Below are 22,898 nucleotides of genomic sequence, written 5' to 3' on the forward strand. Positions count from 1 at the left end.
AGGGAAACAAATGGAATGTAATATCAGATAATAGAATAATAAAACTAAGGGAAACAGTTAAGAAAGGAACTATGCCAAACAAAAACAGATTTGGATATAGTTCCTTTCTTAATTATCAATAAAAGTAATGATGTTACCATTTACTACAGAGAATAAAAGCTTCTCGCCCTCAGCTAAGTTAAGTTTACCGGCAGTAAGCTCTACAAGACTTTGCTGAAAGGCAGTAAAGGCATCAACAGGAATTAAAAGTGTAAGGGTTACCTTATCCAGATATTCCTCCTTAAGCAAGAAAATACCCATTTTAGCTATAGTATACTTTAGCTTTCCTGTTAAAGTATAATCAATCTGCAGCTCTGATTTAATACATGGTGACTTCTCTATAATCTGTGCATTAAGAAGGCCTTCTTTCGCCGCACTTTGATAAGCATGAACCAGTCCGCCTGTACCAAGCAGTGTTCCGCCAAAATAGCGTGTAACTACTATAAGTATGTTGCGAAGATTTTCTTGTATAAGTAAATCCATGATGGGCATTCCGGCAGTTTTAGCCGGTTCCCCATCATCACTTAATCGTTTCAGCTCATTCTTGCGGCCAATCACATAGGCAAAGCAGTTATGCCTGGCAGCAGGATGTTCCTTTTTTACCTGATCAATATACCGAAGGGCTTCTTCTTCAGTAGAAATTGGGTAGATGGAAGCAATAAATCGGGACTTTTTAACGGATACTTCACCTGTAGCGTAATCGTATACCGTTCGGAAACTTTCGTTCATTGCCCTCTCCTTATCTGAATTGATTGAGTTCGGAAATATATTCGTAGTGAATGATATTTAACTTCTCTTTTAAATCCTGCTCATTAATTTCCAGTGTTTCGCATAATTCTGCTAAGTTCTTAAATGTATCTCTCAATTGGGTATTGACATAACTTAACAGTATAAACGGGTCTTTGGGCAGTGTCATGATGTCCTCCTAAGCAGTATTTTTCATTATTATATCATAAGGTTACATAAAACAAAATAGTGAAATCTATAGCAAAAAGCAGATATTATTTATTTCAATATAAAAAATAACTGAATTACTTAAAACTGATTATATGTACAAGTACTTTAATTTCTATAAAAATAAATCCGAAAGGACTAAAGTATTTAGAGAATATTAATAAAAATGTTATATTAATAGAAAAAGTATTGTAATCCCAAATTAGTGTGATATAATATCTTCATTCTAAGAAAAATTTAACAGGTTCTAATAATTCTTGGAAAGTCATGAGCAGATAAGTATTATGATATAAATTAATATGTTAATAATAGGTGGCAATGTAGTCAAAGCTTTTTAGCTTTGACTTTTTTGATTTCTGGTGAAGAATATTATCAATACCTTTAATAGCAGGACATTGGAGTCAGGGAAGCAATCCTTGACTCCATTTTTTTATCATTTGCAAGAGGGAAGGTTCGAAAGAAATATACACTTCTAATGAAGAACTTTTGTTAGAAATGGATATAAAAAGAAATAGGAAAGGAAGTTTAATATGGAGATAGGAGATTTGAAGGTAGGATTGGACACAGTCTGGGTTTTAGTTACAGCATTTCTGGTATTTTTTATGAATCTGGGATTTGCATCGGTAGAAAGTGGATTTGCAAGGTCAAAAAATGCAGTCAACATTCTATCCAAAAATTTTATTGTTTTTGCTGTCTCATCCTTAGGGTTCCTTTTGCTGGGATGGGGTCTCATGTTTGGCGACGGCAATGGTTTCATTGGGCTGAAAGGTTTATTTTTCGTAGGAGGAGCGGATAACTCACCTGCTATCGGAGATGCCTATTCAGGAGTTTATTCTGCAATATCCTGGACAGGAGTACCGTTATGGGCGAAATTTTTCTTCCAACTTGTATTTTGTGGGACTGCTGCTACGATTGTTTCCGGAGCAGTAGCAGAAAGAATTAAGTATATTTCTTTTATTGTATTTTCTTTCGCTCTTACCTTAGTTATATATCCAATCGTAGGCCATTGGATTTGGGGTGGCGGTTGGCTTGCAGGACTTGGATTTTGGGATTTCGCTGGTTCAACAGTTGTTCACAGCGTAGGTGGATGGGCAGCGTTAACCGGTGCAATAATCCTTGGTCCCAGAATCGGAAAATACACCAATGGGAAAGCAAATACCATTCCGGGGCATAATATGTCACTGGCTACAATCGGTGCATTAGTTCTTTGGCTTGGATGGTTTGGATTCAATCCCGGCTCCACCATGGCAGCAGATCCAAACTCAATTTCTCATATTGTTGTAACTACCAATACAGCAGGTATTGTGGCAGTTCTTACAGCAACGGCAACTTCCTGGATAGTTATTGGAAAACCGGATCTTGGTATGAGTATAAATGGTCTGCTGGCAGGACTGGTTGCTATTACAGCACCTTGTGCTTTTGTCAGTGTTCCCGCTTCTTTGCTTATCGGTGCAATAGCCGGAGTTATTGTGGTATTTGCCGTATTGTTCTTTGATAAGATTAAGGTGGATGACCCGGTAGGTGCTCTTTCCGTACATCTGGTGAATGGTATATTCGGTACGATCTGTGTGGGATTATTTGCACAAGATGGCATTACCGGAGCTTCAACAGGTAATGGACTATTCTATGGAGGCGGTTTTAAGCTTCTTGGAACGCAGCTTTTAGGTATTATAGTTGTAGGAGCATTTGTTGTCGCCTCGACCTCTATTGTTTGGTTTATTATTAAAGCAACTCTTGGTCTGCGTGTTAGCCAGGAAGAAGAAATTCAAGGACTTGATATAGGTGAACATGGCAGTCAGGCATATCCTGACTTTGCCCCAAATGTAAAGGAATAGTAGGAATATCCAATCAGGGGTTAGATATTCAGGAAAGAGGTTAATATGAGTGATTTATTTTATATACCATTTGAGGTATTTGGTTTAGGTTTCGTTATGGCAATGAGCATTTCTGTTTTTATGAAGTTATTAATGAATTCCATCAGACATTTTTCAAGAAATAAGAAAGCTAATATATAACGTTAAATTTAGAAGTAATCGTAAATAGAAAGTAAGGTGCTTATTATCAATATTTTTGAATTGTTTCAGGGAATAGGCTCCATGTTTCAGCAGGAACCGGCTATTGTTATTGCAAGAGTATTACTCATATTTCTTGGGTTTTTATTGGTTTATTTAGGGGCAAAACGTGTTTTAGAACCGCTTATTATGATTCCTATGGGATTTGGCATGTCGGCTATTAATGCAGGTGTCTTGATTATAAAGGCATCGGGAGATTTAAGTAATCTTTTTATTTCTCCCATGACAACGGATACCAATGGGCTAATGAATGTTATGCAGATTGATTTTTTGCAGCCTATCTATACGTTTACTTTCAGCAATGGCTTAATAGCCTGTCTGGTATTTATGGGAATCGGAATTATTTGTGATGTGGGTATGGTACTTTCCCATCCGTTCATTGGTATGTTTATTGCCATGTGCGCAGAGCTTGGAACAGTAGCTACCTATCCGGTGGCAAGGTTACTGGGATTAGAACCCGGAGCAGCTGCCGCAGTATCTATAATAGGCGGTGCTGACGGACCAATGGTATTATTTGCTTCCTTGAAACTGGCACCGGATTTATTTGTTCCAATTACTATTGTAGCTTATCTGTATTTAAGCTTGACTTATGGCGGTTATCCTTTTCTGATTCGCTTACTGATACCCAAGAGACTCAGAGGGTGTGTAATCATTACAAAAAATAAAAGTGCGGCTAATATACCTTCCAAAGATAAGTTAATCTTTGCGGTTATTGCAAATGCAGTATTTTGCTTGTTGTTTCCTGTAGCAGCACCGTTGTTTATTAGCTTTTTTCTTGGAATTGCAATCAGAGAAGCTGGGATTCCACAATATACTAAGTTAATTGAAGAAGGGTTCTTGTATACGGCGACCTTTTTTCTTGGTTTAATTCTTGGAGTGTTATGTGATGCACAGACAATAATGAATCCAAAGATTTTATTATTATTATTGCTTGGAATGCTTGCACTTCTTCTTTCGGGAATAGGAGGAATTATCGGGGGATATATAGTATATCTGGTTTCAGGTAAGAATTTTAATCCTGTCGTTGGAATAGCCGGTGTTTCTTGTGTTCCTACCACAGCAAAAGTTGCGCAAAAAGAAGTTTCTAAAATCAATAAAATGAGTTTTATTCTAGAGTATGCTTTAAGTGCAAATATCTGTGGGGTGATTACCACAGCAATTCTTACAGGAATTTATATTACCTTAGTATCACCTCTGTTGAAATAAGATATTTCGATTTGCAAAAAAATCTCAGTCTGCCATAATAATGTGCAGGCTGGGATTTTTTTAATTGTGGGCTATTTTAGAAGTTAAGATATTGTGTATTCTCACTATAAATTGGGAGGGAAAATGTTTATTTGAGTTGACTCGAATACAAATATTCTATAAAATAAAAGAACAAAGGTTTGTATGGTATTAGTGACATATACCGTACAGAAATGGAGCGGGTTATGGATTTATTTGAATATATGAGGGAAACAAATAAAGAGAAAGAGGCACCACTGGCTAACAGGCTGCGTCCCAGGACATTGGATGAGGTTGTAGGGCAGGAGCATATTATTGGAAAGGACAAGCTGCTGTACAGGGCGATTAAAGCAGATAAGATAAGCTCTATCATATTTTATGGTCCCCCAGGGACGGGTAAGACTACTCTGGCCAAGGTGATTGCAGGTACCACCAGTGCGGCTTTTCTCCAATTGAACGCTACGGTAGCAGGAAAAAAAGATATGGAAGAAGTGATTGCCCAGGCGAAAGATAATATGGGTATGTATGGAAAGAGAACCATATTGTTTGTAGACGAGATACATCGTTTTAATAAAGGGCAGCAGGATTATCTGTTACCTTTTGTGGAGGACGGAACAATTGTCTTAATCGGTGCAACCACAGAAAATCCCTATTTTGAGGTAAATGGGGCTCTAATTTCCAGGTCTTCTATTTTTGAATTAAAGTCCTTGGAGAAAAAGGATATCAGGGAGTTAATACGAAGAGCCGTCTATGATAAAGAAAGAGGAATGGGGAATTATAACGGAGACATCGAGGAAGAGGCATTGGAATTTCTTTCTAATATTGCAGGCGGTGATGCAAGAACGGCATTGAATGCCATTGAGCTTGGTATTCTTACCACAGAGCGTTCAGCGGATGGTAAGATACACATTACACTTGAAGTGGCACAGGACTGTGTGCAAAAAAGAGCTATTCGATATGATAAGGCCGGAGACAACCATTATGATACGATTTCTGCTTTTATAAAGAGTATGCGAGGGTCGGATGCGGATGCCGCCATCTATTATCTTGCCAGAATGCTTTATGCAGGAGAAAGTGTATCTTTTATTGCCAGACGTATAGTGATTTGTGCATCTGAGGATGTTTCCAATGCTGATCCCAATGCATTAGTAGTCGCCAATGCAGCGGCAGAAGCGGTAGAAAGGTTAGGAATGCCGGAAGCACGAATCGTTCTGGCTCAGGCAGCTGCTTATGTAGCCTGTGCGCCTAAGAGTAATTCTGCCATCATGGCAATTGATGAAGCTATGGAAGCAGTAAAAAATGAGCACACTCCTGCCATACCGCCGCACCTTATGGATGCTCATTATAAAGGAGCAGGAAAGTTAGGACACGGACTGGACTATAAGTATGCTCATTCCTATAAGAATCATTATGTGAAACAGCAGTATCTGCCCGATGAATATCAGGGACGCACCTTTTATCACTTATCTGAACAGGGATATGAAAAAAATCTAAAGGAATATCAGGAGCGTATAAAAAGGGAGGCAGAAGAGTAGACGGTCTGTTTCTATTGGTTTTCTTTTCTCTTCTTCGCTTCTTCCTCACCATGTCTTTTAAGCAGTTTGTATACAAACATGTATACGTAGAGCATAATTGGAATCATGATGGTAGAGTATATGCTGGCCATAAGAAGACCTTTTGAGTTTGGGGATGCTGTAAGACCTGCGTAGAAACTAATGCCATATAAGGAAAGCAATAGAATTACGGCGATTAAAGCACCAATACGTTTTATTTTCTTCATTAAACCTCTTTTCTGCATATCGTATCTTTGATGGATATGCGTTGATAAGTAGCTGAAACATTTTTTTGTAAACCACATTATTTTTTGTAGCATTATTTTGTAAAAATCATATTATAAAAAAATATTCCTATAAACAATAACGATGATTGAACACCGTTTTCTTATCAAAGATATGGATATAAACTTCGAATAAGATTACTATATAGTATAAGGGAAATGCACTGGAAAAGCAAGCAAGTGCGAAGAGACGGGCTCATTAAAGTTATTTTTTGTGCAAATTGCAGTAGAGACAAGAGAAAGAATAGAAATTACTACTGCATTATATGGGATTTATAGGTAATTTAAACTTTCTATTTGACAATTATAAAATATCATGTATAATACATTTAAAGTCAAAGGCGATTATCTCATTTTATGGGATAGTTGCCTTTTTTATTTACTTCGACAGCCAATGGATAAGGTATTAAACGGCCGTATACCTGTGATTTCATAAGCTGTACCTTCACTGTTTGATGCTTTAATAAGATAACGCAATACCCGGGAGAAGCAGAATTCAGAACTGTATTAACACTATCTATCAAGAAATCATAAAAAGGAAGGTTAGAGTCTATGGAAATTAACAATGGAAACACCGCATATGTACTTGTGAGCAGTGCATTAGTACTCTTAATGACTCCGGGGTTGGCATTCTTCTATGCAGGTATGGAGAGAAGAAAAAATGCCCTTAATACATTAATGTCATGTTTTTTTATTTTAGGTCTGGGTTCATTATTATGGGTTACAGTAGGTTATTCTCTTAGCTTTGGTTCTGATCATGGCGGAATTATTGGAGATTTCAGCAAAGCGTTCTTTAACGGAGTCGGCTTTGAACCGAATGGAGATTATGCCGGTTCAATACCTGAAACGGTATTTGCTGCATTTCAAATGATGTTTGCGATTATTACTCCTGCTCTTATTTGCGGAGCAATTGCAGGCAGAATGAAATTCTCTGCTTTATTTGTTTTTGTAACTGCCTGGTCTTTAATAGTATATTACCCGTTAGCACACATGGTTTGGGGTGTTGGCGGTTTTATCAGAGAATTAGGTGCTGTTGACTTTGCAGGTGGTAATGTAGTTCACATCAGTTCCGGTATATCCGGGTTGGTAGCCTGTATCCTTCTTGGAAAGCGCAGGGAATATGGAGTGGTATCCTATAAACCTCACAATATTCCTTTTGTAATACTAGGAGCAGCTCTTTTATGGTTTGGATGGTTTGGTTTTAACAGTGGCAGCGCCTTGGCAGCTGATGGTCTGGCAGCCCATGCCTTTATGACTACTAATACTTCAGCAGCAGCAGCTCTTCTTTCCTGGATGCTGATAGAAAAGTTACTTCATGGCAAGGCTACAGTCCTAGGCGCAGCCACTGGTGCGGTTGTTGGTCTTGTAGCAATTACTCCCGGTGCTGGATTTGTTCCTATCTGGGCTTCCATTATTATTGGTTTACTAGTAAGCCCTATCTGCTACTTCGGTATGACAAAGATTAAGGGCAGATTTGGTTATGATGATGCATTAGATGCATTTGGATGCCATGGTCTTGGTGGTATTTGGGGTGGTATTGCAACTGGTTTATTTGCAAAGACTTCTATTAACTCCGGTGCACAGTGGAACGGGCTTGTATTCGGTGATGTGAAACTGTTCGTAGCACAGATTCTCAGTATTGTAATTACAATTGCATTTGCAGGAATTGCTACCTTTATTATTGTTTCTGTTATCAAGCTGGTAATGCCTATTAAGGTAACACAGGAAGAAGAAGCACAGGGGCTTGATTTGGTGGAACATGGTGAAGTTGCATATCCTTCTTTTAACGGTTTAGATTAAGACTATTTTATGATTGAATAGAAAGGAAGACTGTATATGAAGAAAATCGAAGCGATTGTAAGGCCGGAGAAACTTGAACCTCTAAAGGATGCCTTATTAAAGCAGCAGGTCAACGGACTCACCATTAACCAGGTTTTAGGATGTGGGAAACAATATGGTTTTACAGAGTATGTCAGAGGTAATACCATCATAATGAATACACTTCCAAAGATTGAGATTATGCTGGTGGTACCGGATGAACGTCTGGAGGAAATCATTGAAACGATAATAAGCATCGCTCAAACCGGTAAATTCGGCGATGGTAAGATATTTGTCACAGAAGTTACAGATTGCATCAGAATCCGTACGAAAGAACGCGGTGAAAAAGCGTTATAATAGGAATTAGAAGCAGGCTCCCCCGAGGTATTTTTTCGGGGGAGTTTTTTGCATTAAAGAAGGAATAAATCTGTTGAAGGTATTTTATATGGAAGTAAGGGTATCTTGTGGATTAACTATTGATTCGTTAAGTTTATAAGATATAATCAATTCAGATAATAGAATTGTCTAACTGCATTAAAGGAGTAAGGCAGGATAGCAGAACAGGGGGGGAAATGAAGGTAACAATAAACCAGAATATGGAGATATCAGAAGATGAAATAATCATTAATTGCAGTTATCTGGATGACAGACTAAAACAGCTGATTGAATTGATACGCCAATATTCTTTTTCAATAATACTCTATAAAGGAAATGAAAGCTACCATGTACCATTGGAAAGTATTTTCTATTTAAAAATTACTTTTCCTTCATGTTAACAGAAGCAATAATTTCATATCCTATTTATTTAGTTTCAGCTTATTTCTTTCATTGGTTTGATCTTACGGATATAAAAATGCTTCTTATCATGACGCTGTGTTTTGCAGGTATATTTGTTCTGATTGCAGGGCACTTTTATAGAAGAGACCGAGAAGATGCAGATGATATTAATAACCTGATTCCATGATTAATATATTTGCCAGTAAAAGCCTCTGTACTATTTTATTACATAAATTGACTTTATTCTCATTTATGTTATAATAGCTTTGTTCTTTGCATATTCTTATAGTTGGGAGACCTTTCCCAATATAAGAAAATACAAGATTACTTATAATAGGGAGGACATTTATGTTAAGAGCAAGAGATTACAGAGCCAGAGCAAGGGAAGCTCTGAAAGGGAACTGGGGACTGGCAGTCGGTACCGGATTTGCAGTGGAAGCAATAAGTATGGCACTAATTTATATTGTGCAGTTTGCATTGGTGCTAACGGGACTATTAAGTTTTAATGCGTTAGCTTATTTAGATGAGAATGCATTTCCGTCACCTATAGGTGTGCTGGCATACTTTATATTGACAATATTGGTGAATTTTGTGATATTAGCAATTAGTGTAGGTTATTATTATTTTAATATCAATCTTGTAAAGGGAAGCGAATTCCGCTTTGAGAATATTTTTGCAAGAGTTGGTAAGCTGTTTAAAATCTTTGGTTTATTTTTTATGATAGGTTTATTCACGTTTTTATGGACATTGTTATTTATTATTCCTGGTATAATAGCAAGCTTCCGTTACGTAATGGCTCCTTATATTATGGCTGAAAATCCTGAAATTGGCATTATGGAAGCTATCAGACAGTCAAAGGAAATGATGAAGGGCTATAAATGGAAGTATTTTTGCCTTCAAATTAGTTTCCTTGGATGGATCCTCTTAGGTATGGTTACCTTCTTTATTGGTTTACTTTGGGTGGCTCCTTATATTCAAGCTGCTACAGCTGCATTTTACCTGCATGTTTCCAGAAGAAATGAGCAATCCGGATACGATTTTAATGATGAATAAAATGAAATAAATGTTATACGAAGAAAGCTGTAATCTTGATGCCAACGATCCTCAAGATTACAGCTTTTCTTTTATTGACCTTCAACTTATCATGGAATATAATGATAGAAATTGGGGAATAAGGGTATTATATCCATAAACATAAGAACAGGAGGCTATGTGATGCCAAAAGGGAAGAGGAAACTGGTAAAATGTATTGTTTGCGGAGAAATCTTTGATTCGGAGCTGGATATTTGTCCGGTTTGTGGTGTAGGAAGGGATTATTTTATCCCGTATGATGAGGAAGATGTAAGTTTCAAAAAGGATACAAGCGAGACCTTTGTTATTCTTGGTAATGGTGCAGCAGGCGTCAGTGCAGCCGAAGCAATACGAGAGCGGAACGGAACCTGTTCTATCATAATGATATCAAAGGAAGGAGAACTTAGTTATAATCGGCCTATGCTGACCAAAAGTTTAAGTTCCCTTATTTCAGCACAGGAAATCCTAATTCATCAGCCTGATTGGTATGAGGAAAACAATATAACAAATATACTGAATGCCGAAATTGTAAAGCTTGATATAGAAAATAAAACTGTCTGTTTAAAAGACGGCAGAGATATTGCTTTTGATAAATGTATTTATGCTCTAGGTGCAGAAAGCTTTGTCCCCCCGATGAAAGGGAGTGACAAGCCGGAAGTAATCGCTATCCGTAATATGGAAGATGTTAAGAGAGCCAGTGAAATTGGCAGAACTGCTAAAAGAGCTGTTGTAATAGGCGGTGGAGTCCTTGGCCTTGAAGCTGCATGGGAGTTAAGTAAATTATGTACTGTGACTGTTCTGGAGGTTGCAGACAAGCTAATGGTAAGGCAGTTGGATGATAAAGCAAGCGAAGTACTTGGGAAGCTGATTCAAAAGGCAGGCATTGAATTCCGGGTAAATGCTTCTATCAGCGAGATTACAGGAGAGGATAAAGTAACAGGCGTAATGTTGCAGAACGGTGAGATCTTTGAAGCTGATCTTGTTATTATATCCTGTGGTATCCGAGCAAACACAGACATAGCAAAAGTATGCGGAATTCCTGTCAATCGGGCGATAGTGGTGAATGAGAAAATGGAAACCGGTGTGGAAGGTATCTATGCTTGTGGTGATTGTGCAGAATATGGCGGTGTTAATTACGCTGTGTGGTCTCAGGCTGTCCAGATGGGCAAAACAGCAGGCTGCAATGCAGCCGGCGAGGAGACAGAGTATGAGTTAAATCCCCCCGCACTAACCTTTGAAGGTATGAGGACAGCTCTCTTTGCAGGCGGAGATAATGGTAAAAATGCAGAGCTTGATTACCAAATGCTTGAGTATATTGACAAAGAAGAGATGAATTATGAGAAATATTATTTTATAGATAATAAACTGGTAGGGGCCATATTAATAGGGGATACAAGGAAGATGGTTAAATTAACAGAAGGACTGAATGTGGGATGTTCTATTAATTATATCAGAAATAATATCATCCATTCATAAGTCATACTTTCTGATAGCAGTCATATAGATAATTAACCACTTTTTTTGGTAGACATTATGAATGAGGCTGACAGATACAAGATTACCAGTGAAGATTATGCTGATATTATATTGGATAATTGGAATGACCCTGAGGTAATGCAGAAATTTGCCAATGATGTTGTAAATAAAATCAATGACAATATTGCATTTGCTTATATACCGATTGATAGGGTTCCGTTAAGCAGTTTTAATCAATTTGGTTATTATTCCATTCCCGGCTGTTTCGGACTATTAGGTTCGGATAATGGCAACGAAGCAGCTGCTAATCCTATGCCGTATAATCTGGAAGAGAGCAGCGGAAAAGGGGTATTAATCGGATTTGTTGATACTGGAATAGATTACCGGCACCCGGCTTTTCGGAAAAGCGATAATACAACTAAGATTATTTCTATATGGGATCAGAATATAAAAAGTCTGGAGAGGTATCCGGATGGACTTTATTATGGAACGGAATATAACAGTGAGGAGATTAATTTTGCATTGCAAAAGGAAGATCCTCTTTCTGTTATTCCTAGTACAGACGATATCGGTCACGGTACTATGATGGCCGGGATAGCCTGTGGCACCCGTAATGATGAAAATAATTTTAGAGGTATTGCACCGGAGGCAGAACTAGTTATTGTCAAACTTAAACCAGCAAAGCAATACTTGAAAGAAATCTTATTAATACCCGACGGGATTCCATGTTACCAGGAAAATGATATCATGGCAGGGGTTGAATATCTGAATCGTATTGCGGCAAAGCATAACAAACCTATTGTTATATGCTTAGGCGTTGGTAATAACATTGTGGACCATGCGGGCCTTCGTATCGGCAGCAAATTCTATGCAAGAATCGGCGAAAAGCCGGGGTGTGTGTTTTTGGCGGCAGCCGGAAATGAAGCCAACCGTCAAAATCATTATTACGGCAATATTACAGGTAATTCTATTTCAGATTTTGTAGAGCTGCAGATAGCGAAAGAAGATCCGGGGTTTATGATTCAATTCTGGGGAGTCTCTCCTAATTTCTTTTGGATTGATATTTATTTGCCATCGGGAGAGTTCTTGGTACGTATTCCACCCATTGACGGGCAGACCACTATAAGGCAGTATGATAAGATGTTAGTAATAGCAGACAGTATCGTTGGGATACCATCTTTTCATAATCAGTCGATAATTTTTAGGGTTTATAAGCCGGTGGAAGGAAATTGGACCTTTATGGTGTTTGGTTCCATGGGGGATTTACCGAGAGAATTCCATTTATGGCTTACAATGCATAATTATCTCCATGAAGGTACTTATTTTTTGAAACCAAATATCTATACAACAATAGTAGGTCCTGGAAATAATACCGGAATTATAACTGTTTCCTGTTATAATACAAGTACGGGAGAGCTTAATGATTACTCCAGCAGAGGATTTAATGTGGATGAGATGCCGAAGCCGGATATAGCGGCACCGGGCGTTAATATACCTGCCCCCTTCTTGAATAATTCCTATGTATCAGCCAGCGGAAGCAGTATTGCAGCAGCCTTTACCGCCGGTGTTTCCGCTCATGTATTACAATGGGGAATTGTAGAAGGCAGAGCTGATTTCCTAAATACTCCTCATGTAAAACACATATTTCAGTTAAGTGCCCAAAGGCAGAAGGACATGAAATATCCGAATGGAGACTGGGGTTATGGGATATTGAATCCGTCAGGTATCATTAATACATTAAAGGATTTTATGAATATATAATTTGGTTTGCAGTGGCAAAAATATTTTATTGGAATATTCTATTACTAAACTAAAAATAATGGTGCAGTTTATGGAATATTATATTACGGTAGAACCCGGCGTAAGGATATATGTGAATGACATAAATCCTCAGGGGGATAAACCCATCCTGTTTATGCATGGGTGGCCTGCAAACCATCATTTATTCGAGTATCAATATGATGAACTGATTCAAAAAGGATATCGTTGTATCGGCATGGATGTCAGAGGATTCGGAAAATCTGATAAACCGGTATATGGGTATGATTACGATACCTCAGCAGATGATATCCGCTGCGTAATCGAAACTTTGAAGCTGTGCAATCTTACACTGCTGGGGCATTCTACCGCAGGGGCTGTAGCAATACGTTATATGGCAAGACATAAAGGATTCGGTGTATCAAAATTGGTTTTATGTGCAGCAGCAGCTCCCAGTCTTATAGAAAGACCGGATTTCCCTTTTGGTTTGAAAGAGGATGATGTACTTCAGATTATTTATAACACATACCAAGACCGCCCTCAGATGTTAGCAGACTTTGGTAAGATGTTCTTCTATCAGCCTATAACAGAAGCTTTCTCCAGCTGGTTCCTCTCTCTGGGATTAGAAGCTGCAAGCTGGGCTACCGCTTATGTGGCATGTGCCTGGTTATATGAAACCTTATTTGATGATATGAAGTGTGTCAATGTACCAACATTAATTATGCACGGAATCCATGATCAAGTATGTAAATACCCTTTAGGAGTAGCGCAGCATAAAGGAATAAAGGGTTCTAAATTTGTTACCTTTGAAGATAGCGGACATGGGCTCTTTTATGATGAGAAAGATAAATTTAACTGTGAATTAATGAATTTTGTTGGATAAGACCTAGATGAAAGAAGGAGGATTGTTCTCCTTCTTTTTATTTGCTTAAAAGAGCTTTCCTGTGTAAGAAGAATAATCAATTTATATATAGCATAGATATAACTAACCATACTAGGATTGTAAAATATTTATGATCGACGAAACACAAAATGCAGTTACGGATGAAAGGTATGCTGATTTGATAGTGGATTTGACCAGAACGGACGGGATAGAGCTGGATAATCGGAGTCCTTTCTTACAGAAAATAAATGAACAGTTTGCAGTGCTTCAAATACCGGTAGAGGAGATTACTCCGGATATTATGCAAAAATATGGATACTCTGCTATGCCTAAGTGTTATGGGATCACTACCTATCGTAATGAAATAATTGAATACTCTTATATCGTACAAAAATTCGATCTGGAAGATATCAAGGGAAGCGGCATACTAATCGGAATTGTGGATACGGGCATTGATTATTTGAACCCCGCATTCATAAATGTGGGAGGCACCACGAAAATAAGAGCTCTTTGGGATCAGACCATAGATAATATCGGCAAAGAACCGGTAGGCTTCTTATATGGTTCAGAATATACAGCGGAAGACATTAATATCGCGCTTCATGCACAAAATCCCCTGGAAACGCTGCCAAGCAGAGATGATGTTGGAGAAGGGACAGCTATGGCTGCCATTGCAGCAGGCAATCAATCGGAATCCTCCGCATTTACAGGGATTGTCGTGAATGCGGAACTGGCAGTTGTGAAACTGAAACCTGCAAAAAAATACTTAACTGAATTCTATGGCATTCCGGAAAAAGCGATTTGCTATCAGCAAAATGATATTATGATGGGAATTAAGTATCTATTACAAAAAGCGGAGCAGTTTGGTATGCCCATTATTATAGGTTTGGGGTTAAGCTCTTCCCAGGGAGCCCATGACGGTAAGGACATTATGAGCATATACCTGGAAGAGTGCGGAAAACGAAACAATGTCGGTATAGCAGTTGCTGTGGGAAATGAAGGAAATCAGGAGTTGCATTATTATGGATTAAAGCAGGCGGATGAAAGTACCAGTATAGCTGAATTGAATGTCAGTGAAGGCAATCCTAACTTTACCATGGAGTTGTGGACCAATATCCAAAGTACATTAAGTGTTTCCGTTCTATCACCGGAGGGTGATACCATTTATAGGTTGGACTCTTCCTTGCCGCCCAGTCGTAATGAAGTAGTTACCTATGAAAATATGAGTTTGTATGTGGACTTGTTTATGAATGAAACATATTCTCAGAAGAAACTGATCGTATTTCGTTTTCAGAATATAAGAGAAGGAGTTTGGCGCTTTCTAATTGAGGAACCAGGAGGTGTAATTTCCTTTTGCCATATATGGCTTCCCATAAGGAACTTTCTTTCAAATGATACCTACTTTTTAAATTCAAATCAATATACTACCATATCAATACCGGGTAATGCAGATCAGATAGTTACAGTGACCTCCTATGATGCAATTACCAGTAACCTTGCACCAAGTGCCGGAAGAGGCTATACCTCTGAAAATAAGCCCAAGCCCGATATTGCCGCACCAGGGGTAAATATCGTTGTACCAATACTTGACGGCGGGTTCTATCCGCTGTCCGGGAGCGGATTGGCGGTGGCCTTTACTGCAGGAACTATGGCGGCCATTATGGAAGGTGGTACAATAATTAATCCAACACAGGTAGTTAATACACAGTTGCTGAGGCTTATTCTTACCTATCTGGCTAGGAGAAGTACGGATTTAGAATATCCTAATCCGGACTGGGGATATGGTTATATTGTATAAAGTAAATATACGGCAGCATGCTATGGGGCAGTATGGATATTCGTATTGAGTAAGAAACTCAATAGAGAAAGTCAGTACTGCTCACTTGTTTTAAATATATTCTATTTTATTCTATTAGCTAAAATTAAAGTCCTTTGAGATCTAATGTAAAAAAGATAGAATTTTTGCTGAGTTTAGGGTATATTTAAATATGGAAAATTTAGGACAAGCTTATAATAGCATAATGAAAAAAGGTCCGGTGGAGCAGTATTAGGGAGGGTAAATAAACATGTATATTTTATGGCCGTTACTAATAGGTTTGATAATTGGAATAACAGTATACGGGATTATAAATGCAAGTAATAATAATCCGAAAGTTATTAAGGTGCTGACACTTATAGGATTAATTATTGCAATAATATATAAATCGTGTTCCGATGAAAGCCTATATCCATATGATCAATCTTACAACTTATCATGTGGTGCAATTCAGGGAGGAATTATAGAGATTTCTAATAACGCCGAAAGGTATGCTGCTTATTTTAATAATCAGGAATTTCCAATTGAGGTATTAAATGAGATAGTTAATTCTTAGTGAAAATAAAAGGTTAATATCATTTTTATTTATAGTTGTCATATAAAAGGAGTCGAATATATGGAGAAGCCATATTTGTTAGTGGTTACCGGGAGACCTGGTGCAGGGAAAACAACCTTTGCTAAAAATCTTGGCAATGAGATTTTTATGCCGGTAATCAGCCGGGACCAGATAAAGGAAGGTTATGTCCATACTTTTGGTAAAAAGCATACAGAACTTCCGGAAGAAACCAATGGGATAGCTACGGATATCTTCTTTGATACAGTTATGGGGTTAATAACCAATAAAGTATCTGTAATTGTTGAAGCTGCATTTCAGCATAAGCTATGGTCAAACAGGCTGGAAGCATTCACGGACAAAGCTCGTATCGTTCTGTTAATATGTAAAGTAGATGAAAAAATCGCTCTTGACAGATTTCTGCAGCGGGGTTTAAACAATTCAAGGAGAGAATATTTTCATGGTGACAAAGGCGTTGATTTGGCTAGAAAGGGAATGGAACTGAAAGTGAGTCCTTACGAGGAACCTAAGCTTGATGTACCGACATTCTATATCGATACTACAGGAGATTATAATCCAGCCCTAAAAGAACTTGGAAGAAAGATTCTAGATGAACTCAAATAATTATAATTGCATTGGGAATAGGAGATAACATGCGTAAAGAATCCGAAATGATGGAATTAATTATGAAAAAAGCCAGGGAAGATGATAGAATACGCGCTGTTGCAATGGATGGCTCAAGAGCGAATAAAAATGCTGTCCACGACCAATACAGTGATTTCGATATTGTATATTTTGTAACTGATGTGCGTGAATTTACGAAAGATAAAAGCTGGGTGAATTATTTTGGCGAAATCCTTATTCTTCAGTGCCCAATGGATTGGTACTTGCATCCCTATGATTATTCCAGTAGTGATTCCTTCACATATCTGATTCAATTTTCAGATGGTAACCGTATTGATCTCACACTGATTGATGTAAAGAACATCGAAGCAGAAAGGAGCAAAAACGAGCCAAGAATCATATTGCTCAATAAGGACAATTTTACAGCATTAAGATTAATAGAGAATGAGGAGGCATTCTTTATTCAGCCCCCCTCAAAGATGGAATTCCATAACACCACCAACGAATTTCGGTGGTTGTCTTTGTACATAGCTAAGGGGTTGTGCCGGGAAGAATTCTATTATGCTAAATACTGTTTTGATGTTCTTATAATGAAAATGTTTTTGAAGATGCTAAATTGGACCATAGGATTACATCATGATTTTAAAGTAACCACTGGAGCTCACAGTAAATATTTGAAGAGGTATCTTTCAGATACAGATATGAAACACGTACAGGAGATTTTTCCGGATGGAAGTTATAAAAATATTTGGGATAAGCTTTTTCTAATGTATGATTATTTTCATGAACTGGAAGGGGAGGTAGCAGAGTACTTTCATTTTATATGTGACAAAGAAGAAAGTAAAAGGGTTAGAGAATTCCTGTTAAATCGGAAATGGAATAGTGAGGGTGAGAAATGAAAACAGGGCTTCTTACCAGTCATTTTTCATGGTAAAAGAGATGATTAAGAAAATGAATATAATAAAATAAAAAAATGTAGTCAATAACTATAAACTGGAGAAAAATTCCCAATGGAAACTTTAGAAGCAATCTTTAACCGGAGAAGTATTAGAGACTTTACAGACGAACCGGTTGTACAGGGTTTCCTAATATTAAAAGGATTTTATAGTAAGAACCTGAATACAGGAAGATTATTACAAAACCCTGGAAAATCATCCATGTATAAGCTATAATAGAATCTGGTGAATTTTTATTTCTTTTGGAGGTGTATAATGGTAAATATAGGGTTTGGATTATTATTTTTTGCGCTTTCTCTCTTTTTATATTTCATTTCTCCAATATATAAAAAGAATATACTAGGCTACAAATCAATGCAGCAAGGGATGTATAAGGATGTCTGGATGTTGTCTAATAAATGCTTTGGATTATTAGTAATGATTGGTTCTATAATTTACCTTACTATGGCTATTACATTTAAAATTTCTGATATTAAACATTACGATGCTCTGTTAAATCAATGTGGGACATTTTATATTTTTCTAAGTATACTTGTAACGGAAGTATATACTTTTATAAGTTCCCAGAAACGCAAAAAAATAGAGAAATAATATTTTACAGTTAGGAGATTGTATATGGGCTGGCCAACACATATTGTAGCAGCAGGAGGATATGTATTTGATAAGAACGGGAATATCCTTATCGTAAAAACTTATAATAGGGGATGGGATTGCACCGGAGGACAAATTGAAGTAGGAGAGAACCTGGAAGAAGGAGTGCTGCGGGAGATTCTTGAAGAAAGCGGGGTAAGGGCTTCTGTCAGATGTCTATGCGGTATCTATTCCAATGTAAGCATGAATACTTATTACGACGGGGTTACACCGGTTCCTACGAAAGTGATGTTTGATTTTATATGTGATTATGAGGACGGAAACCTGACACCATCCGATGAAACAAGCGATGTTATATGGGTACCCAAGGAAAATGTATTAGATTATATTACTGCGCCTGCTCCTCGATTAAGATTTCAGCAGATACTGGATTTTAGCGGAAAAGTTCATTATTGTTCCTACGTAACCCAACCTGATTTTAAAGTGTTATCATCAAGGTATCTATAAGTATTAATAATGGAGCAGCATAAGATCATAACTTGTAATGAGTAATATGGGGGGGAGGTAGGATGAGAAAGTTTAAAAGAATGATTCAAGTTATTTTAATCAGTGTGCTGATTCTATGTATACTCATTCATTTCCTGCCTGTCCGCCTGGAAGCAATAGCTTATGGAAATAACTATAAAACATATATTTACTATAAATATGTTGGTGAAGTAGTATCACTCTATGCAGACAATCACAAAGAATATAGGGGAGTATCAGCACAGACATTAAGCAATTATAAGATATCTTATAAAGGCAGGCGTATGTATCTGGACCTTGAATTAAAGGTAACGAAAGATGATAAGAACCTTGATACTATTACTGGCGAATTTGTGGGAAAGCGGATTTGGATAGGAGTATTTTCATGGAAAGAGCGATAGTTTAAAACTTAAAAACAGGTTTTGTAATGAATTGATATAAATTAATTAATATTGTATGATAATAAATGAGCGAGGCAGGGGCTATAATTCTGCCATAATAAAATTAGTAAAACAGCTTTAGGTGTATGAAAATATGATAGAGAGTGCCACATTCATTCATACGACCCTTATGTGGCGGTACCGCAAAGAGGCGGTAGACGAGAGAGAAGCATGGATTATATAAATGAAGTCTTAGACATGGTAGTACGTAAGAACCCTGCTGAAAATGAATTTCATCAGGCAGTGAAAGAGGTATTAGAATCACTTCGTCCAGTTGTGGAAGTAAATGAAGAAAATTACCGCAGAGAAGCATTATTAGAAAGGCTGGTTGAACCGGACCGTCAGATTAGCTTTAAAGTACCCTGGGTAGATGACAAAGGATATGTGCAGGTAAATACCGGTTATCGTATCCAGTTTAACAATGCCATTGGGCCATATAAGGGAGGCTTAAGGCTGCATCCATCCGTTAATCGGGGAATCATCAAGTTCCTTGGTTTTGAACAAGTATTTAAGAATTCCCTTACCGGACTTCCTATTGGTGGAGCCAAGGGAGGATCAGACTTCGACCCCAAAGGAAAATCAGACAGGGAAGTATTAGCCTTTTGTAAGAGCTTTATGACAGAATTATATAAGTATATCGGGGCTGATACAGACGTACCCGCCGGAGATATCGGAACCGGTGCCAGAGAGATTGGTTATCTGTATGGACAATATAAGAAGATAAGAGGCACCTATGAAGGGGTACTTACCGGAAAAGGCCTTACCTATGGAGGCTCTCTTGTCAGAAAAGAAGCCACGGGTTATGGTCTGGTATATCTTACGGAAGAAATGTTAAAAGCCCATGGTCATACGCTGGCAGAGAAAATAGTTGCTGTATCTGGTTCCGGAAATGTAGCAATATATGCGGTAGAAAAAGCTGCTGAACTGGGAGCGAGAGTGGTAACAGTCAGCGATTCCAATGGATGGATATATGATGAAGCTGGCATTGATATAAAAGCTTTAAAAGAGATTAAGGAAGTAAAAAGAGAAAGACTGACAGAATATCTTAAGTATCGTCCCGGCGCAATATATACCGAAGGCCGTGGAGTATGGAACGTAAAATGCGACATAGCACTTCCCTGTGCTACCCAGAATGAATTACTGTTAGAGGATGCAAAGAACCTGGTAGCGAATGGTTGTCTCGCAGTTGCGGAAGGGGCTAATATGCCTACAGATCTTGATGCAACGAAATATCTGCAGGAGAACGGAATCCTCTTTGCTCCTGGAAAAGCAGCCAATGCCGGAGGTGTTGCAACTTCTGCTTTGGAAATGTCACAAAATAGTGAAAGACTAAGCTGGAGCTTTGAAGAAGTTGATGAAAAGCTAAAACTCATAATGAAAAATATATTCCATAATATGTCCAATGCAGCCAGAGAATATAATGCTGAAGGAAATTATGTCCTTGGAGCTAATATAGCCGGATTCTTAAAAGTTGCAGATGCCATGTTAGCGCAGGGCATCTGGTAGGAGCAGAGCTTTGATAGATAAACCTAAGCACTATAAGTTTTCGTCAACATTTTGAAAACTTGTAGTGTTTTTCTTTATACCTATCAGCCAAATTATAGGAGAGTTATAGTGGAAACATGGCTGAATATGGATTATAATACGAAAGAAAACAAAGCCATAACCTATCAAATTAGCAGAAATGAATTGAGAAAGGAATACAAGATGGATAACCATGATAATACGAACTGGTACCAATCTGTCACAGGAATAGTATTTAAAGATAATAAAGTACTTCTGGTAAGGCATACATATGGAAGCGGTAAGGGGAAATTAATTGTTCCGGGTGGCTATGTGAATCTGAATGAAACCCCTCAAGAGGCTGTCAAAAGAGAAGTTTTTGAGGAAACTAAGGTAATTGTTGAGCCGGACAGAGTGGTTGGTATCAGATTTAATAATCATGATTGGTATGTTGCATTTACTGCAAATTATATCAGCGGAGAAGCTATATCTGATGGAAAAGAAAATAGCGAGGCCATATGGCTGGACATCGACGAAGCTCTAGACCGGGAGGATGTGGCGGAGCTTACAAAAAAATTAATCAGCTGCGCAATGTCAGAGAGTGCTTTTCATGAAATTCCGTATGAAGGTAATGCAAAAAGTTGGCCGTATTCTTTGTATGGAGCTACTTGAATACATACTTAATTCTGAGAATAAATTTCATTTAGCAGAAAATAAGTTGTCAATAGCTGATGAAGTATGAGATAATTAAAGACAAGAGAAAGGAAAGGTGAAGGAAATGTTAGAATACAAATACGATACACAACTTCTTATTGAAGGGAAAAATTTAGATGAAGATGCTATAAATGAGTATTTTACCAATAATTTTAAAGGAGATTGTTTATTGGCAGTTGGGGATGAGGAGCTAATTAAGATTCATTACCATACAAACGAGCCTTGGAAAGTATTAGAGTATTGCTCATCATTAGGTGAAATTTATGATATAGTAGTGGAAGATATGGACAGGCAGTCCAGAGGCTTACAAGGATAAAAATAATTACCGGCTTAGAGGTTATCTCAACTCCCATAACTGAAATAGTTTTGGGAGTTTTCTGATATAAAGAGGTTAAAATAGACGGGTTATATTGTATAGTGGGGGAAGATATAAGATCTAACCTGTATAAAAGATAAGTGGAAGTATGGACAATATTGGGATATAATAGTAAGAAATAAAATCTGCTATAAATATGAATGGTTGAACTTTTGGAGAGTAAGATGGGTAGATTAGAGATAAAAAACGGAGATGTCTATACTGCCATATCTATCATGAAAGAAGTAGCTGACTGGGGACGCAGTAGAGGATTCGATGTGTGGCTGGATGAATGGCTTACACCGGAAGAACTGGTAACCGAAGAAGCAAAGGAAGAATATTTTTGTGTTGGCAGTATTGACGGAGAACATGCCTGTAGTTTCATTCTGCAATGGAGAGATTCTCTCTGGTGGCCCGATGCAAAGGATAACGAAGCAGCTTATCTGCATAAATTTTGTGTCAGAAGAAAGTTTGCTCATCAAGGAATGACAAAGCAGGTAATAGCGTATATCAAAAACGTGTGTATTGAAAGAGGAGTCAAGTATATTCGGCTGGATACCGGAAATAACAAAGAAGTTGTAAAGCAGATATATATGGATGCCGGTTTTAAGCATATAAAAACAGCTGAATCTGATAAAGGAAGAACAATGGCACTATTTGAAATGGAAGTTACTGCATAGAAGACAATACAAGTAAGTTAACTAAGAAGCAATTAGGAGAAAGGGAATCTTATGAAGGTTGGATTACAAGCTTACGTAAAAGGAAGTATTCTGATTCCGTTGGGTGCCTTACCTTGGAGTTCCTGCTGTGCGAATGTAATGGATAAATACGGGATATTTTGGTATATAAGTGTATAGTAACTATAGAATACTTCATAATTAAATAGATGAGTGGAATATAGGAATTCGTTGA

The 22,898-nt window shown here is 37.7% G+C and carries 27 protein-coding genes; 24 read left to right on the forward strand and 3 right to left on the reverse strand.

Going from position 1 to position 22,898, the window contains the following annotated elements; translation table 11 throughout:
* Positions 1-108: 108 nt before the first annotated feature.
* Together bsdcttw_RS04010 and bsdcttw_RS04015 are read right to left on the reverse strand one after the other, a co-directional pair.
* On the reverse strand, positions 109-768 hold the full coding sequence (locus bsdcttw_RS04010) for a YigZ family protein (RefSeq protein ID WP_185258126.1): 660 nt from the start codon (positions 766-768) through the stop codon (positions 109-111).
* A gap of 10 nt (positions 769-778) precedes the next feature.
* Entirely contained in the window at positions 779-955 is a 177-nt protein-coding gene (locus bsdcttw_RS04015) for a DUF4250 domain-containing protein (RefSeq protein ID WP_185258127.1), read from the reverse strand.
* Positions 956-1,523: 568 nt separating this feature from the next.
* Between bsdcttw_RS04015 and bsdcttw_RS04020 the strand changes: the two genes are divergently transcribed.
* The 3 genes from bsdcttw_RS04020 to bsdcttw_RS04030 all read left to right on the forward strand — a co-directional run bounded on the left by bsdcttw_RS04020 (position 1,524) and on the right by bsdcttw_RS04030 (position 5,824).
* Entirely contained in the window at positions 1,524-2,828 is a 1,305-nt protein-coding gene (locus bsdcttw_RS04020) for an ammonium transporter (protein ID WP_185258128.1), read from the forward strand.
* 261 nt (positions 2,829-3,089) lie between these two features.
* Complete coding sequence (locus tag bsdcttw_RS04025) at positions 3,090-4,271, forward strand: sodium ion-translocating decarboxylase subunit beta (RefSeq protein WP_185259690.1); 1,182 nt, start codon at positions 3,090-3,092, stop codon at positions 4,269-4,271.
* Between the two features lie 224 nt (positions 4,272-4,495).
* Positions 4,496-5,824, forward strand: coding sequence for a replication-associated recombination protein A (locus bsdcttw_RS04030; RefSeq protein ID WP_185258129.1), 1,329 nt, complete (start codon positions 4,496-4,498; stop codon positions 5,822-5,824).
* A gap of 11 nt (positions 5,825-5,835) precedes the next feature.
* Here the strand turns inward: bsdcttw_RS04030 and bsdcttw_RS04035 are convergent, their stop codons facing one another.
* The gene (locus bsdcttw_RS04035; protein WP_185258130.1) at positions 5,836-6,069 is read right to left on the reverse strand and encodes a hypothetical protein; all 234 of its coding nucleotides are present in this window, start codon (positions 6,067-6,069) and stop codon (positions 5,836-5,838) included.
* Between the two features lie 615 nt (positions 6,070-6,684).
* Between bsdcttw_RS04035 and bsdcttw_RS04040 the strand changes: the two genes are divergently transcribed.
* From bsdcttw_RS04040 to bsdcttw_RS25210, 21 genes are all read left to right on the forward strand, one after another.
* The gene (locus tag bsdcttw_RS04040) at positions 6,685-7,926 is read left to right on the forward strand and encodes an ammonium transporter (protein ID WP_334297351.1); all 1,242 of its coding nucleotides are present in this window, start codon (positions 6,685-6,687) and stop codon (positions 7,924-7,926) included.
* A 36-nt stretch (positions 7,927-7,962) separates the two neighbouring features.
* Complete coding sequence (locus bsdcttw_RS04045; RefSeq protein WP_185258132.1) at positions 7,963-8,301, forward strand: P-II family nitrogen regulator; 339 nt, start codon at positions 7,963-7,965, stop codon at positions 8,299-8,301.
* 215 nt (positions 8,302-8,516) lie between these two features.
* Entirely contained in the window at positions 8,517-8,720 is a 204-nt protein-coding gene (locus tag bsdcttw_RS04050) for a hypothetical protein (protein WP_185258133.1), read from the forward strand.
* Positions 8,714-8,908 (forward strand): DUF3021 family protein, encoded by a 195-nt coding sequence (locus bsdcttw_RS25455; protein WP_185258134.1) that lies wholly within the window; start codon positions 8,714-8,716, stop codon positions 8,906-8,908. The genes bsdcttw_RS04050 and bsdcttw_RS25455 overlap by 7 nt, the downstream gene beginning before the upstream one ends.
* Positions 8,909-9,069: 161 nt before the next feature.
* Positions 9,070-9,774 (forward strand): DUF975 family protein, encoded by a 705-nt coding sequence (locus tag bsdcttw_RS04060; RefSeq protein WP_225903784.1) that lies wholly within the window; start codon positions 9,070-9,072, stop codon positions 9,772-9,774.
* Positions 9,775-9,936: 162 nt separating this feature from the next.
* Positions 9,937-11,268: an FAD-dependent oxidoreductase gene (locus bsdcttw_RS04065; protein WP_185258135.1), complete on the forward strand. Its 1,332-nt coding sequence runs from the start codon at positions 9,937-9,939 to the stop codon at positions 11,266-11,268.
* Positions 11,269-11,325: 57 nt separating this feature from the next.
* Positions 11,326-13,029 carry a S8 family peptidase gene (locus bsdcttw_RS04070; protein ID WP_207726489.1) on the forward strand — a complete coding sequence of 568 codons (1,704 nt, stop codon included), beginning with the start codon at positions 11,326-11,328 and terminating at the stop codon, positions 13,027-13,029.
* A gap of 70 nt (positions 13,030-13,099) precedes the next feature.
* Entirely contained in the window at positions 13,100-13,909 is an 810-nt protein-coding gene (locus tag bsdcttw_RS04075) for an alpha/beta fold hydrolase (RefSeq protein WP_185258137.1), read from the forward strand.
* 130 nt (positions 13,910-14,039) lie between these two features.
* Positions 14,040-15,707 (forward strand): S8 family peptidase, encoded by a 1,668-nt coding sequence (locus tag bsdcttw_RS04080; RefSeq protein WP_185258138.1) that lies wholly within the window; start codon positions 14,040-14,042, stop codon positions 15,705-15,707.
* Positions 15,708-15,975: 268 nt separating this feature from the next.
* Entirely contained in the window at positions 15,976-16,281 is a 306-nt protein-coding gene (locus bsdcttw_RS04085) for a hypothetical protein (RefSeq protein ID WP_185258139.1), read from the forward strand.
* A 60-nt stretch (positions 16,282-16,341) separates the two neighbouring features.
* On the forward strand, positions 16,342-16,902 hold the full coding sequence (locus tag bsdcttw_RS04090; protein WP_185258140.1) for an AAA family ATPase: 561 nt from the start codon (positions 16,342-16,344) through the stop codon (positions 16,900-16,902).
* Between the two features lie 29 nt (positions 16,903-16,931).
* Complete coding sequence (locus tag bsdcttw_RS04095) at positions 16,932-17,801, forward strand: aminoglycoside 6-adenylyltransferase (protein ID WP_185258141.1); 870 nt, start codon at positions 16,932-16,934, stop codon at positions 17,799-17,801.
* Positions 17,802-17,912: 111 nt separating this feature from the next.
* On the forward strand, positions 17,913-18,074 hold the full coding sequence (locus tag bsdcttw_RS04100) for a nitroreductase family protein (protein WP_185258142.1): 162 nt from the start codon (positions 17,913-17,915) through the stop codon (positions 18,072-18,074).
* Between the two features lie 39 nt (positions 18,075-18,113).
* On the forward strand, positions 18,114-18,449 hold the full coding sequence (locus bsdcttw_RS04105) for a hypothetical protein (RefSeq protein ID WP_185258143.1): 336 nt from the start codon (positions 18,114-18,116) through the stop codon (positions 18,447-18,449).
* Between the two features lie 24 nt (positions 18,450-18,473).
* On the forward strand, positions 18,474-18,956 hold the full coding sequence (locus bsdcttw_RS04110; RefSeq protein WP_185258144.1) for an NUDIX hydrolase: 483 nt from the start codon (positions 18,474-18,476) through the stop codon (positions 18,954-18,956).
* A gap of 62 nt (positions 18,957-19,018) precedes the next feature.
* Complete coding sequence (locus bsdcttw_RS04115) at positions 19,019-19,375, forward strand: hypothetical protein (protein ID WP_185258145.1); 357 nt, start codon at positions 19,019-19,021, stop codon at positions 19,373-19,375.
* 210 nt (positions 19,376-19,585) lie between these two features.
* Positions 19,586-20,920, forward strand: coding sequence for an NADP-specific glutamate dehydrogenase (gdhA, locus tag bsdcttw_RS04120; RefSeq protein ID WP_185258146.1), 1,335 nt, complete (start codon positions 19,586-19,588; stop codon positions 20,918-20,920).
* Positions 20,921-21,028: 108 nt separating this feature from the next.
* Entirely contained in the window at positions 21,029-21,589 is a 561-nt protein-coding gene (locus bsdcttw_RS04125; protein ID WP_225903785.1) for an NUDIX domain-containing protein, read from the forward strand.
* 106 nt (positions 21,590-21,695) lie between these two features.
* Positions 21,696-21,947 carry a kinase to dihydroxyacetone kinase gene (locus bsdcttw_RS04130; RefSeq protein WP_185258147.1) on the forward strand — a complete coding sequence of 84 codons (252 nt, stop codon included), beginning with the start codon at positions 21,696-21,698 and terminating at the stop codon, positions 21,945-21,947.
* A gap of 224 nt (positions 21,948-22,171) precedes the next feature.
* Positions 22,172-22,666 carry a GNAT family N-acetyltransferase gene (locus bsdcttw_RS04135; RefSeq protein WP_185258148.1) on the forward strand — a complete coding sequence of 165 codons (495 nt, stop codon included), beginning with the start codon at positions 22,172-22,174 and terminating at the stop codon, positions 22,664-22,666.
* A gap of 51 nt (positions 22,667-22,717) precedes the next feature.
* Complete coding sequence (locus bsdcttw_RS25210; protein ID WP_269140613.1) at positions 22,718-22,843, forward strand: VOC family protein; 126 nt, start codon at positions 22,718-22,720, stop codon at positions 22,841-22,843.
* Positions 22,844-22,898: the final 55 nt, after the last annotated feature.

This window comes from Anaerocolumna chitinilytica (assembly GCF_014218355.1).
GTDB classification, from domain to species: Bacteria; Bacillota; Clostridia; order Lachnospirales; family Lachnospiraceae; genus Anaerocolumna; species Anaerocolumna chitinilytica.